The organism is Streptomyces sp. NPDC023573 (assembly GCF_055559735.1).
Map to the genome: position 1 here is coordinate 208,242 of NZ_JBVHKB010000002.1, position 12,669 is coordinate 220,910.

Sequence of the window (12,669 nt, forward strand, 5' to 3'; positions counted from 1 at the left end):
ACACGGGTCACTCCGGGACCGCCCGGATGTTGCCCACCACGTCGGTCAGCCCCACCAGGTCGAGCAGCGCGCCGAGTTCGGCCGGGACGTTACGCAGCCGCAGTTCGACGCCCCCGGCCCGGCGTGCGACGAGCCCCAGCCGGGCGACGGCCTCGACCAGGGCCAGGTCCGGGCGCACGGTCCCGCCCACGTCGCAGTCCACCACGGCGGCCTCCGGGGCGCCGCTGAGCAGCGCCTCCAGCCGGGCGCAGAGGCCCGGCACATCGGCGCGGGCGACACGGCCGGTGAGGACGAGGACGTTCGGAGTGTTGGCATCCACACCAGAGAGACCGGCGGGATGCCCGAAACTCATCGGGGCGGGCGCACCTGTGACTCAGCTGACGGGGAACGCCCCGGTGTCCAGGTCCAGGACGACGAGATCGGGGATGTGAGCCCGGCCCGTCCGGGCACGGAGACACCGAGCGTCCGGTAGATCCCCCACTCCTCCGGGATGACGGTGTGGAGCCTGCGCCGGAGCAGCTCGGCAGTGGTGTTGTGGTCCTTGGACGGCGGTGGCGACACGGTGACGATCGCCTCGATGATCTCCACCTTGCGGCCCTCGGGTGCGTCCGTCTCCTCTTATCGGTGCGTCACCGATCCCAGGATGCGGAACGGGACCGGTGGTGGTCCACCGGTCCCGTTCACCCGAAAGGGAAAGCCGCAGGTCAGGCGATACGTTCCCGCACCACCGGCGTGGCGGTGAAGGACGTGCCGGCCGGCGCGATGTCGTACGCGCCGGGCAGCGCCTTCAGGGCGTACTCGAACTTCTCCGGGGTGTCCGTGTGCAGGGTCAGCAGCGGCTGGCCCTCGGTCACCGTGTCCCCCGGCTTGGCGTGCAGCTCGACGCCCGCGCCCGCCTGCACCGGGTCCTCCTTGCGCGCACGGCCCGCGCCGAGGCGCCAGGCGGCGACGCCGACGTCGTACGCGTCGAGGCGGGTCAGCACGCCCGAGGACGGCGCGCTGATCACGTGCTGCTCGCGGGCGACGGGGAGCCGGGCGTCCGGGTCGCCGCCCTGTGCGGCGATCATGCGGCGCCAGACGTCCATGGCGGAGCCGTCGGCCAGGGCCTTCTCCGGGTCGGCGTCCTTGAGTCCGGCGGCGTCGAGCATTTCGCGGGCGAGCGCGAGGGTCAGGTCGATGACGTCCTTCGGGCCGCCCCCGGCGAGGACCTCGACGGACTCGCGGACCTCGAGGGCGTTCCCGGCGGTGAGGCCGAGCGGGGTCGCCATGTCGGTGAGCAGCGCGACGGTGCGTACGCCGCTGTCGGTGCCCAGCGCGACCATGGTGGAGGCCAGTTCGCGGGCGTCCTCGATCGTCTTCATGAAGGCGCCGGAGCCGACCTTGACGTCCAGGACGAGCGCCCCGGTGCCCTCGGCGATCTTCTTGGACATGATCGAGCTGGCGATCAGCGGGATCGCCTCGACGGTGCCGGTGACGTCGCGCAGCGCGTACAGCTTCTTGTCGGCGGGGGCGAGCCCGTCGCCGGCCGCGCAGATCACGGCGCCGGTGGTGTCCAGGACGTCCAGCATCTCGGCGTTGGAGAGGTGGGCGCGCCAGCCGGGGACGGACTCCAGCTTGTCGAGGGTGCCGCCGGTGTGGCCGAGGCCCCGGCCGCTGAGCTGCGGCACGGCGGCGCCGCAGGCGGCGACCAGCGGGGCGAGCGGCAGGGTGATCTTGTCGCCGACGCCGCCGGTGGAGTGCTTGTCGGTGGTGGGGCGGGAGAGCGCGCCGAAGTCCATGCGCTCGCCGGAGGCGATCATCGCGGCGGTCCAGCGGGCGATCTCGGTGCGGTTCATGCCGTTGAGCAGGATCGCCATGGCCAGTGCGGACATCTGCTCGTCGGCGACCTCGCCGCGGGTGTACGCGTCGATGACCCAGTCGATCTGCTCGGGGCTGAGCTCGCCTCGGTCCCGCTTGGTGCGGATGACGGAGATGGCGTCCATGGGAGGGGAGTCCTTCCGGCCGGAGGGGTGGGCGAGAGTCCTGTTGACTCTACGCGCATAGAGAGGGAACGTTCCGCCGCCGCGTTCCCCCGGCGGGCCGTCGGGCCCGCCGGGGACGAACGGAGCGCCGGCGGGGCACTACCCCAGGTGCTGCGGGCCGAAGGCCTGCGGCAGCATCTCGTCGAGCGTACGGAGGCCGTCCGGTGTCTCCAGGACGAGGCCGGGGCCCCCGAACTCGTACAGCAGCTGCCGGCACCGCCCGCACGGCACGAGCGCGGCGCCGGTCCCGTCCACGCAGGTGAAGTGGGTCAGCCGGCCGCCGCCCGTGGCGGCCAGCTGCGAGACCAGCCCGCACTCGGCGCACAGGCCGATGCCGTACGAGGCGTTCTCGACGTTGCACCCGGTGATCATGCGTCCGTCGTCGACGAGGGCGGCCACGCCGACCGGGTAGCCCGAGTACGGGGCGTACGCCCGGGACATCGCGTCCCGGGCGGCCTCGCGGAGCGCGTCCCAGTCGACGGGGGAGGGCGTCGTCACTTGCCCTCGCCCTTGCGGTACGGCAGGCCGTCCGCCTTGGGCATGCGCAGCCGTTGCGCGGAGAGGGCGAGCACCAGCAGCGTCGTGACGTACGGCGCGGCGTCCACGAACTGGCTGGGAACCTGGTCGGTGAGGAAGTACCAGGTGAACAGCACGCCGGAGACGACCGCCGAGATCAGCGCGCTCACGTACTTCTTCCGGTACAGCTGCCAGAAGACGACGATCACCAGGAGGATCGCCAGGAGCAGCAGCATGGCGTGGACGTTCTCGGCGCCGCCGCGGAGCTTGAGGCTGTCGGTGAAGCCGAAGAGCCCCGCGCCCAGCGCCATGCCGCCCGGCATCCAGTTACCGAAGATCATCGCGGCGAGACCGATGTAGCCGCGGCCACCGGTCTGACCCTCCTGGTAGATGCTGGTGGCGACGATGGCCAGGAACGCACCGCCGAGTCCGGCCAGACCGCCGGAGATCGTCACGGCGATGTACTTGTACTTGTAGACGTTCACGCCGAGGGTCTCGGCCGCCACCGGGCTCTCACCGCAGGAGCGGAGTCGCAGCCCGAAGGCCGTGCGCCACAGCACGTACCAGGTGACGGGGATGAGCAGCAGGGCGACGACGGTGAGCAACGACAGTCCGGTGACCAGACCTCCGATGATGCCGGCGAGGTCGGACACGAAGAACCAGTGGTGTTGTTGCAGGTCCTGCATCCAGTCCGAGAGCCCTGGGATGGTGATCTTGTCGATCTCCTCGAGACGAGGGGACTGCTTGGAGGATCCACCGGGCTCGTCGGCGAAGGTGAAGTTGGAGAGGTAGCGGGTGACGCCGACGGCGAGGATGTTGATGGCCACACCGGAGACGATGTGGTTCACGCCGAAGGTGACGGTGATGATCGCGTGGAGCAGTCCCCCGAGCGCGCCACCGATGATGCCGAAGAGGACGCCCACCCACGGGCCCCACTGGAAACCGGCCCAGGCGCCGAACCAGGTGCCCAGGATCATCATGCCCTCGAGGCCGATGTTGACGACACCGGCCCGCTCGGCCCAGAGACCGCCGAGACCTGCCAGACCGATCGGGACCGCGAGTTCGAGGGCGCCGCTGACCTGGCCCACGGAGGTCACGTCGTCGGCGCCGCTGATGAGGCGCACCAGCGAGACGAGGGCGAGCGCACCGGCGATGATCAGGAGGACCACGGGCAGGGACAGCTTGCGCCGTCCGCCGCCCTTCGGGGCGGCGACGCGTGCGGCGGAGACTTTGCTGGTGCTCACAGGGCCGCCTCCTTCTCGGTGGTGAGGGCGTGGCCGGCGGCGAGTTCCTCGCCGACCTTCTGCTGCTGGCGGCGGGTCCCGTAGCGCCGTACGAGCTCGTAGCTGACGACGACCGAGATCACGATCAGGCCTTGCATGATCGTGGCGATCTCCTTCTCGAACCCGAACTGGTCGAGAGGTGACGACGCCTTGTCCAGGAACGCGATGAGCAGCGCGCTGAGCGCGATGCCGACCGGGTGGTTGCGGCCGAGCAGGGCGATGGTGATGCCGGTGAAGCCGAGGCCGACGGGGAAGTCGAGGCTGTAGGTGTGGGTGTCTCCCAGCAGCGTCGGCATCCCGACGAGACCCGCGACCGCGCCGGAGATCAGCATCGAGGTGAGGATCATCTTCTTGGCGTCCACACCGGAGGCTTGGGCCGCGCTCTCGCTGGCGCCGGTGGCACGGAGGTCGAAGCCGAAGCGGGTGCGGTTCAGTACGAGCCAGTAGACGAGGCCGCAGCCGGCGGCGACGAAGGTGAAGCCGTAGATCTCACCGGCGTCGGGGCTCAGGGGCAGGCCCGGGAACCAGCCGGATTCCGGGATGTCGCCCGTCGTCAGGTTGTTGGATCCCGCGGCCTGCTCACCGAAGTTCTTCGGCAGGATCAGCCAGGCGATCAGGGAGGTCGAGATGGAGTTGAGCATGATCGTCGAGACGACTTCGCTCACGCCGCGCGTCGTCTTGAGGATGCCGGCGATTCCCGACCAGAAGGCACCCACGAGCATCGCCACGACGACGATCAGCGCGATCTGGAGCGGCCCGGGGAGGCTGACGCTGGCGCCGACGAGGGCTGCCATCATCGCCGCGAGCCGGTACTGCCCGTCGACACCGATGTTGAAGAGGTTCATACGGAAGCCGACCGCGACCGCGAGAGCGGCGAGGTAGTACGTCCCGGCCTGGTTGATGATCAGGACCTGTACGTCGCTGTACGACACCTGCTCGAACAGCAGCCGGTACAGCTCGAAGGGGTCGCGGTTCGAGACGAGCAGCACCAGGGTGCTGAGCACGAGGGCCACGACCAGGGCGAGTGCCGGGCCGGCGAAGCCCAGGATCAGCCGGTCCTTGTCGAATTTCTTCATCAGGCCTCGTCCTCCGGTGCTGCTTCGAGGTGACCGGCGGCGGCGCCGGTCATGGCCGAGCCCAGTTCCTCGGGTGTGATGGTGGCGGGGTCGGCGTCTGCGACCAGCTGTCCTCGGAACATGACGCGCAAGGTGTCGGAGAGTCCGATGAGCTCGTCCAGGTCCGCCGAGATCAGCAGGACCGCCAGCCCTTCGCGCCGCGCCTCGCGGATCTGGTCCCAGATCTGCGCCTGTGCGCCCACGTCCACCCCGCGGGTGGGGTGGGCGGCGATCAGGAGCTTCGGGTTGTGGCTCATCTCGCGGCCGACGATCAGCTTCTGCTGGTTGCCGCCGGAGAGAGAGGCCGCGGTGACCTCGATGCCCGGGGTGCGGACGTCGTACTCACGCACGATCCGCTCCGTGTCGGCTCGCGCCGCCTTCGGGTCCAGCAGCCAGCCCTTGCTGTTGGGCTTCTCGGTGACGTGGCCGAGGATGCGGTTCTCCCAGAGCGGGGAGTCCAGCAGCACCCCGTGACGGTGGCGGTCCTCGGGGATGTAACCGATGCCGCCCTCCCGCCTCTTGCGCGTGGGGAACCGCGAGATGTCGTCGGTGTCCAGCGTGATGACGCCGCTGTCCGGGTTCCGCATGCCGACGAGCGTCTCGATCAGCTCCGTCTGCCCGTTCCCCTCGACGCCCGCGATGCCCAGGACCTCGCCCTTGTTGATCGTGAAGCCCACATCGGACAGGACGTCACGCACGGCCCCGTCAGGATCCGTCACGCTGAGGGTGAGCCCTTCGACGTGCAGCATCGGCACGTCCGTCACCGTCGACTCGCGAGTCTCCGGCGAGGGGAGTTCGCTGCCGACCATCAGCTCGGCGAGCTGCTTGGAGGTGGTGGTCGCGGGGTCGGCGGTACCCACCGTGGTGCCGCGCCGGATCACCGTGATCTCGTCGGCGACGGAGAGGACCTCGCCGAGCTTGTGCGAGATGAAGATGACGGTGAGACCCTCCGCCTTGAGCTCGCGGAGGTTCGCGAAGAGCGCGTCCACCTCCTGCGGGACCAGCACCGCGGTCGGCTCGTCCAGGATCAGGATGCGGGCACCGCGGTAGAGGACCTTGAGGATCTCCACGCGCTGACGGTCGGCGACGCCGAGGTCCTCGACGAGTGCGTCCGGCCTGACCCCCAGGCCGTACGCGTCGGAGATCTCCTTGATCTTCTTGCGGGCGGCGGAGCCGATGCCGTGCAGCTTCTCGCCGCCCAGCACGACGTTCTCCAGGACGGTGAAGTTGTCGGCGAGCATGAAGTGCTGGTGGACCATGCCGATTCCGCGCGCGATGGCGTCACCGGGGTTGCCGAACGAGACCTGCTCGCCGTCCACGGCGATGGTGCCCTCGTCCGGCTTCTGCATGCCGTAGAGGATCTTCATCAGGGTGGACTTACCGGCGCCGTTCTCACCGACGAGGGCATGGACCGTGCCCTTGCGAACGGTGATGCCGATGTCGTGGTTGGCCACGACACCGGGGAAGCGCTTGGTGATGCCGTGCAGTTCTACGGCAGGGGGACTGCTGGACGCGTTGATGACGCACTCTCCTTGGCCGGACAGGAGCGGGAGCACAGGGGCAGGGGGCGGGGTGAAGTTATCGCGCCTGAGGGCTGTCTATGCGCGTAGCGCTGCCGAATCGTGAAGCGTAGGCACACGACACGGCCCGAACTCCGGACCTGGGCGGGCAAGGACTTCGATGGGCACAACTTCTTCGATGAGCATCCCACGGGCCCGGAGCGCGACTGCGCGCACTCCGGGCCCACGGGAAACCAGCGTGACGACCGGGATCGTTACGGGGTGGCCTTGACGGTGATCTTGCCGTCGATGATTTCCTTCTTCGCCTTGTCCACGGCGGCGATGACATCGGTCATCTTGGTGAAGGCCGGGTTGGACATGGCCAGGCCGACGCCGTCCTTGTCGAGGCCGTAGCGGACCTCACCGGACTGCGGCTTGCCGTCCTGGACGGACTTGATCAGGTTGAAGACGGAGTCCTCGACGTCCTTGGTGACCGAGGTCAGGATCGACTCCTTGTAGTCGGCCAGACCCGCCTGCTTGTACTGGTCGGAGTCGACGCCGATGTTCCACTTGCCGGCCTTGGAGACGGCCTCGATCGCACCGGAACCGGCCAGACCGGCTGCCGAGTAGACCACGTCGGCGCCCTTGTCGAGCTGGCCCTGGGCGGCGGCCTTGCCGAGGTCCGGCTTGGAGAAGCCGTCGAAGTTCGGCGGCTGCGTGAGGTACTGCGGGACGACCTTGACCGAGGGGTCGGTCTCCTTGACGCCCTGCTCGAAGCCCGCCTGGAACTTCTTGATCAGCGGGGTCTCGACGCCACCGATGAAGCCGACCGTCTTGGTCTTGGTGACCTTGGCGGCGGCGACGCCGGCGAGGTAGGAGCCCTGCTCCTCGTTGAAGACGATGTTGGCGATGTTCTCGCCGGTCACGGAGGCGTCGTCGATGATGCCGAAGGTGATCTTCGGGAACTTCGGCGCGACCTTCTTGATGGCGGGGGCGTAGGCGAAGCCGACACCGATCACCGGGTTGTTGCCGGCGCGAGCCAGCGCGGTGAGGCGCTGCACCTTGTCGGCGTCCGCCTCGCCGTCCGACGGCTCGGCCTCGGTGCCCTTGACACCGAGGTCCTTCTCGGCCCGGGCCAGGCCCGCGTAGGCGGCGTCGTTGAACGACTGGTCGCCGCGGCCACCGATGTCGTAGGCAATAGCCGCTTTGTCGGCCTTGGAGTCGGAACTGCTGCTCGAGGAGGAAGACTCGCCACACGCCGTGACGCTGAGCGCGAGTGCCGCGGACATGACGCCCACGGTGGCAATCCTGGTGATCCGGCGCAAGGGAAGGCTCCTTCAAACCTGACCGAAGCGCCTCTTCCGGCGCTGGTTTCGCGGCGATCGTAACGCGCGTAGATGTCAGATAAGGACCCCTACGGAAGCCGTTATCGGATCGTCGCGAACAGGAGGTGTCCTGTCCGGTTACGTGCGGCTACACGAAGGTGACGCGTGGCCACACGCCGGACAGTCGCCGGCGGGCCGGCCCCTGGGTTCAGGCGTCCAGCAGCGCGGCGGCGGTGAACAGTTCCACGCCGACCGTGATCGCCTCCTCGTCCACGTCGAAGTTGCCCCGGTGCAGGTCCAGGCCACGGGTGTCACCCGGGGTCCGGACGCCGAGCCGCGCCATGGCACCGGGGATCTTCTCCAGGTACCAGGAGAAGTCCTCGCCGCCCAGGCTCTGCTCGGTGTCCTCGATCGCATACGATCCGCGGCGGATGGTCATCGCGGCGTCGAGCAGGCCGATCGTCTCCGCCTCGTTCACCACGGGCGGCACACCTCGGACGTAGTCGATCACCGTCTTGGCCCGGTACATTCCGGCCACCTCGTCGATCGCCGCGTGCACCAGGTCGGGAGCCTGGCGCCAGCTCGCCAGATCGAGGCAGCGGACCGTCCCGGACAGCTCGGCGTGCTGCGGGATGACGTTGGGCGCGTGACCGGTCTGCAGCCGGCCCCAGGTGACCGCGAGTCCGGCGCGCGCGTCGACGCGCCGGGCGAGCAGCGCGGGCACGTCGGTGGCCACCCGGGCCGCGGCGGTGACCAGGTCCGTGGTGAGGTGCGGCCGGGCGGTGTGTCCGCCGGGTCCGTCGAGGGAGATCTCCACGCGGTCGCAGGCGGAGGTGATCGGCCCGATCCGGAGCCCGATCCTGCCCACGTCCACCTTCGGGTCGCAGTGCACCCCGATGATCCGGCCCACTCCTTCCAGCACCCCGGCCGCCACCGCGTCGGCCGCGCCGCCGGGCAGCACCTCCTCGGCGGGCTGGAACAGCAGCCGCACCGGGCGGGGCAGCAGCCCCTGGCGGTCCAGGTCGCTGAGGACGAGCCCCGCGCCCAGGACACAGCTCGTGTGGACGTCGTGCCCGCAGGCGTGCGCACGGTCGGGCACGGTGGACCGGTAGGAGACCCCTGCCTTGGTGTCCGGGATCGGCAGCGCGTCGATGTCGCCCCGGAACGCCAGCATCGGAGTCACGCCGTCCCACTCCCCGACGTCACAGACGAGCCCCGTGCCCCCGGGCAGCACCTGCGGCTCCAGGCCGGCCTTCTCCAGCCTCGCCTTGATGGCCGCGGTGGTGCGGAACTCCTGGTTCCCGAGCTCCGGGTGCATGTGCAGATCACGGCGGAAGGCGATGAGCTCGGCACGCAGGTCGTCGGGCAGGGCGCCGGGCAGGGCGGCCTCGGCGTGGGGCGCGCGGGACTTCGACTGGTTCACCCAGTCAAGGGTAGGCCCCTGGTACCCACAACTGGCCACTGATCGACAAAAGTTCAGCCGCTCAGGGGAACAAAAAGCGGTGCTGCGGCGTGTGACGGGAGGTTGGGGTGGGTATGCTCCCCCATTCGCCGCTCCGGTGCGAGGCCGCGCGAGGTCCCCGCGCTCATGGCAGCCTGAGCAGATCGCGGAGGGTGCCGACATACGCCGCGACATCGCGATCGGCGGGCAGCTCGGGGTCGCTTGCCGCGTCGGCGGCCGGGCCGGGGGTGCGGCAGGCGCGGCAGAGGCCGTCGGGAAGCGCCTCGGGGCGGCCCGGTGTGCCGCACTCCGTGCACTCGACCATCGGGCGGTGTCCGAGGACGCCCGTCGCGGGGGCCGGGGCGACGGCGGGAGGCAGCGGCGGGAGCTTGTCGCGGAGCCGTCGCCTGACGAGCCCCACCGGCGATTCGACGACCGCCGGAAGCCCTGCCGTGAGCGCCCGGACCAGGTACTCGGCGTCCACGCCCCGCGCGAGCCAGGCTGCGGCAGCCTCCTCCAGCGCGGCGCAGTCCGCGGCGGACAGGGCGAGACGGGCGTCGGCACGGCCGAGACGGGCGAGAGCGAGGTACGCGGGCGAGGGCACGTCGGCCGGGGGCTCCCGCGGAGCCTCCTCCCTGGTGAGAACCGGCTCGGGCTCCTGGGTCCGCTGCTGCGGTACGGCGGGCGCAGGCGGGTGCTGCGCCACCGAGGGGGCGGCCGGGGCGCCGCCGAGGAACGTGGCCCACCACTCGTTGTCGCGGGCGGTACGGGACCAGTAGGTGCGGGTGATCCAGCGGATCCGGCCGCCCCCGGCGTCCGCGGGGCACCGCACGTGGCGCAGGTGCCCGGCCACCCCCAGAGCCCTCAGCGCGCTGCCGACGGCCATCTGCCCGTACAGCGGGAGGGACTTGGCCAGGGACTTGATGTCCATCGCCGCACCGTCGGGCAGGTGGTCGACGTATCCGGCGACGTACCGCTCACGCTCCGGCAGCAGCGCGAAATCGTCGGGCCGGGGCGGGCGTTGGTCCGGCGCGGAGCGCTTGCCGAAGCCCGGGTTGGCCTTCGCGTACGGGCGGGAGGGGGGTGCGGGGGCGCGCAGTGCGGAGTTAATGTGCTGGGTAGCCACGAGATCGGGTCCTTGTCGATCTTGGGGTGAGACCCCGGCACGGTGCTCCAACACCACGTCGGGGTCGTTCAGTTGTGGGCACCGTAAGCACTCGTGACGCTTCGCCGCAAGCTAGTCACGATTAGTCATACTTGCTGGCCGTGACGGGTCCGGGAGGGTGGAGAGGTTCTTCCTTACCTTCCTTTCCCACCGGTTGACCACACGTCTCGGATCCCGGCCCTCGAAGCCCGGCCCCCGGGTCCCGAAGCTCGAGCTCCGGGCCCGCACCCCTCTCCGTACCCCCGGACGAGTGAACCGTCCGATCCCGGCGCTCGGGTGTCGAGCTTCGGGTGTCGAGCCTCGGGCCTCCGCCCGGAGCGGTGCGGGCCCTCAGACCGGCCGTCTGATGCTCTCGATGATCCGGGCGAAGCCTTCGTCGCCGTGGCCCGCGTCGATCTGACGCTGGACGAGCCCCTGGACCATGGCGACCACCTCCGTGCTGATGCCCTGGTCGGAACTGGCGTCGAGGAGATGACCGAGGCTGGAGAACGTGAGGCTCTGCTGCCCCTCGACGGTGTAGTCCCCGCCGTCGATGACAGCGGCGTACTCCTGGAAGCTGTCGGTCATCGCCCTCAGCCACGGAGCGGCACTGGCGGCGAACTCCCCCGCCGTCACACCGGCCGGCGCGACCATCGCGGCACCGTGCATGAATCCCGCGAACATGACGTACATGCCCGCGAGCAGCGCGAGGTCGTACAGGGAAGCGAGCCCGGCGTCCTCACCGAAGTAGGTGCTGGTTCCCCACTCGTCGAGCATCGGCTCGCACTGCCCGAAGACCTCGGCCGAACCGCTGTAGAGAACCGAGGACCCGGCCCCGCCGATCATGGACGGCACGGCCATGATGCCGCCGTCCAGATACGCGACCCCGGCCCGGGCGGCCCAGGCGGCGAGCTCCCGCGACTGCGCCGGTGACGTCGTGGTCACGTTGATCAGGGTTCGCCCGGCCAGCTCGCCGACGAGCGGGTCGAGCACCTCGTGGACCGACGCGTGGTCCAGCAGGCATGCGATCACCGGACCGCCCGCCCGGACCGCGTCGCCGGCCGTGGGAGCCTCCTCCGCGCCCTGCCCGACGAGGTCGTCCGCCCTTCCCGGCGAGCGGTTCCAGACCGTTGTCGCGTATCCGGCCTTCACCAGGGCTCCTGCGAGGGCTCCACCCATCGCACCCAGCCCGAGAACACTCACCGGGGGTCTGCTGTCGCCTGTCACTTCCGTCACTTCCCTTCCTGTCGGCTTCTCCTGAATCCTCGTCGGCGCCTGGGAAGTTGACCAGAACGGACTAATTAGTGGGATACGCACCCGTGGGTAAGCACTCCGTCCGGCATGGATCATCCGGCCTGTCAGCTTTACGGTGCACAGGCCGCCGCGCTCGGCCTTCACGCGTGTCCAGGCAGCAGCGGACGAAGTCCTGGATGACGGGCTCCGTGTCGTCGGCGGGAGCCCAGGCGACGCCGACCCGGCTGGGGCTGACGCCGGTGACGGGCCGGTAGGTGATGCCTGGACGGGCGTAGTAGCGGGCGGAGGATTCGGGGGTGAGCGCGATGCCGTACCCGTTGGCGATCGCGCTGAGCCAGTCGTCGGGCTGTTCGGTGACGACGCCGATACGGACCGGGCGGCCCTCGCGTTCGTCGGCGGCCAGCCAGTACCTCTGCCACGAGCCCGTCTCAGGTGGGGCGGCCACGAACGGCTCCTCCCACAGGTCCCGGAAAGGGATCTCGTCACGCGTGGCGAGCGGGTGCGCCGTGGGGAGCGCGATCCAGCGCGGCTCGGTGAACAGCGGCTCCACCCTCAGACTTTCCTGGCCGGGGAAGGGCAGCCTCAGCAGGGCGGCGTCGACGTCTCCGGCGGCGAGTCCGGCGGTCGGATTCGACCACGCGGCTTGCCGCATGTCGACTCTCCAGCCCGGGCGGCGGCCGGCGAACATCTCGATGATCTGCTGGGTGGCTTCGTTGGCGGCGCTGGCCACGAATCCGACCCGCAGCACACGGGCTGCCCTGCGGGCCGTGCTCTTCGTCTCCCGCAGCGCACCGTCCCAGGAGTCCAGCAGGGCCGGGACCCGCGCCACCAGCGCCTGGCCCGGTGCGGTGAGGGCCATGCCCGCCCGGGAGCGTACGAACAACGGCTCCCCGAGCTGGGCCTCCAGGCGCTTGATCTGTTTGGTCAGCGCCGGCTGGGAGACGAACAGCCGTTCCGCGGCCCTGGTGAGGTTCCCCTCCTCCGCCACAGCGACGAAGTAACGCAACAACCGGGTGTCGACATCCATGCCATGAGGTTATGGACGCAGGTATTGGACGCGTGCCGGAAACG

11 protein-coding genes and 1 pseudogene are annotated in these 12,669 nt (G+C 70.0%); all 12 read right to left on the minus strand.

The features are described from left to right. Nucleotides 1–7: 7 nt before the first annotated feature. Entirely contained in the window at nt 8–352 is a 345-nt protein-coding gene (locus ACZ32T_RS07435; RefSeq protein ID WP_467268329.1) for an STAS domain-containing protein, read from the minus strand. Between the two features lie 54 nt (nt 353–406). Then, nucleotides 407–618: pseudogene (locus ACZ32T_RS07440) on the minus strand (Uma2 family endonuclease); the annotation flags it as partial. 86 nt (nt 619–704) lie between these two features. After that, entirely contained in the window at nt 705–1,982 is a 1,278-nt protein-coding gene (locus ACZ32T_RS07445; protein WP_467268330.1) for a thymidine phosphorylase, read from the minus strand. 138 nt (nt 1,983–2,120) lie between these two features. Next, complete coding sequence (locus ACZ32T_RS07450) at nt 2,121–2,519, minus strand: cytidine deaminase (protein WP_467268332.1); 399 nt, start codon at nt 2,517–2,519, stop codon at nt 2,121–2,123. After that, nucleotides 2,516–3,781, minus strand: a complete 1,266-nt coding sequence (locus ACZ32T_RS07455; protein WP_467268334.1) for an ABC transporter permease — start codon at nt 3,779–3,781, stop codon at nt 2,516–2,518. The genes ACZ32T_RS07450 and ACZ32T_RS07455 overlap by 4 nt, the downstream gene beginning before the upstream one ends. Continuing rightward, the gene (locus ACZ32T_RS07460; RefSeq protein ID WP_467268336.1) at nt 3,778–4,896 is read right to left on the minus strand and encodes an ABC transporter permease; all 1,119 of its coding nucleotides are present in this window, start codon (nt 4,894–4,896) and stop codon (nt 3,778–3,780) included. Before ACZ32T_RS07460 ends, ACZ32T_RS07455 begins: the two co-directional genes overlap by 4 nt. Continuing rightward, complete coding sequence (locus tag ACZ32T_RS07465; RefSeq protein WP_467366290.1) at nt 4,896–6,479, minus strand: ABC transporter ATP-binding protein; 1,584 nt, start codon at nt 6,477–6,479, stop codon at nt 4,896–4,898. Before ACZ32T_RS07465 ends, ACZ32T_RS07460 begins: the two co-directional genes overlap by 1 nt. A 230-nt stretch (nt 6,480–6,709) precedes the next feature. Beyond that, on the minus strand, nt 6,710–7,759 hold the full coding sequence (locus ACZ32T_RS07470) for a BMP family lipoprotein (RefSeq protein ID WP_467268338.1): 1,050 nt from the start codon (nt 7,757–7,759) through the stop codon (nt 6,710–6,712). Nucleotides 7,760–7,967: 208 nt separating this feature from the next. Continuing rightward, a complete protein-coding gene (locus ACZ32T_RS07475) occupies nt 7,968–9,182 on the minus strand; it encodes an amidohydrolase (RefSeq protein ID WP_467268340.1) in 1,215 nt (404 codons plus the stop codon). A 163-nt stretch (nt 9,183–9,345) separates the two neighbouring features. Continuing rightward, nucleotides 9,346–10,326 carry a MarR family transcriptional regulator gene (locus ACZ32T_RS07480; RefSeq protein WP_467365815.1) on the minus strand — a complete coding sequence of 327 codons (981 nt, stop codon included), beginning with the start codon at nt 10,324–10,326 and terminating at the stop codon, nt 9,346–9,348. Between the two features lie 369 nt (nt 10,327–10,695). Continuing rightward, nucleotides 10,696–11,580, minus strand: coding sequence for an NAD(P)-dependent oxidoreductase (locus tag ACZ32T_RS07485; protein ID WP_467268343.1), 885 nt, complete (start codon nt 11,578–11,580; stop codon nt 10,696–10,698). A 61-nt stretch (nt 11,581–11,641) separates the two neighbouring features. Further along, nucleotides 11,642–12,625 carry a LysR family transcriptional regulator gene (locus ACZ32T_RS07490; RefSeq protein WP_467365817.1) on the minus strand — a complete coding sequence of 328 codons (984 nt, stop codon included), beginning with the start codon at nt 12,623–12,625 and terminating at the stop codon, nt 11,642–11,644. Nucleotides 12,626–12,669: the final 44 nt, after the last annotated feature.

What these genes read in the sequence shown, in the direction of transcription:
- ACZ32T_RS07435 (WP_467268329.1), bottom strand. Translation starts at nt 352, where the DNA reads ATGAGTTTCGGGCATCCCGCCGGTCTCTCTGGTGTGGATGCCAACACT.
- ACZ32T_RS07445 (WP_467268330.1), bottom strand. Translation starts at nt 1,982, where the DNA reads ATGGACGCCATCTCCGTCATCCGCACCAAGCGGGACCGAGGCGAGCTC.
- ACZ32T_RS07460 (WP_467268336.1), bottom strand. Translation starts at nt 4,896, where the DNA reads ATGAAGAAATTCGACAAGGACCGGCTGATCCTGGGCTTCGCCGGCCCG.
- ACZ32T_RS07490 (WP_467365817.1), bottom strand. Translation starts at nt 12,625, where the DNA reads ATGGATGTCGACACCCGGTTGTTGCGTTACTTCGTCGCTGTGGCGGAG.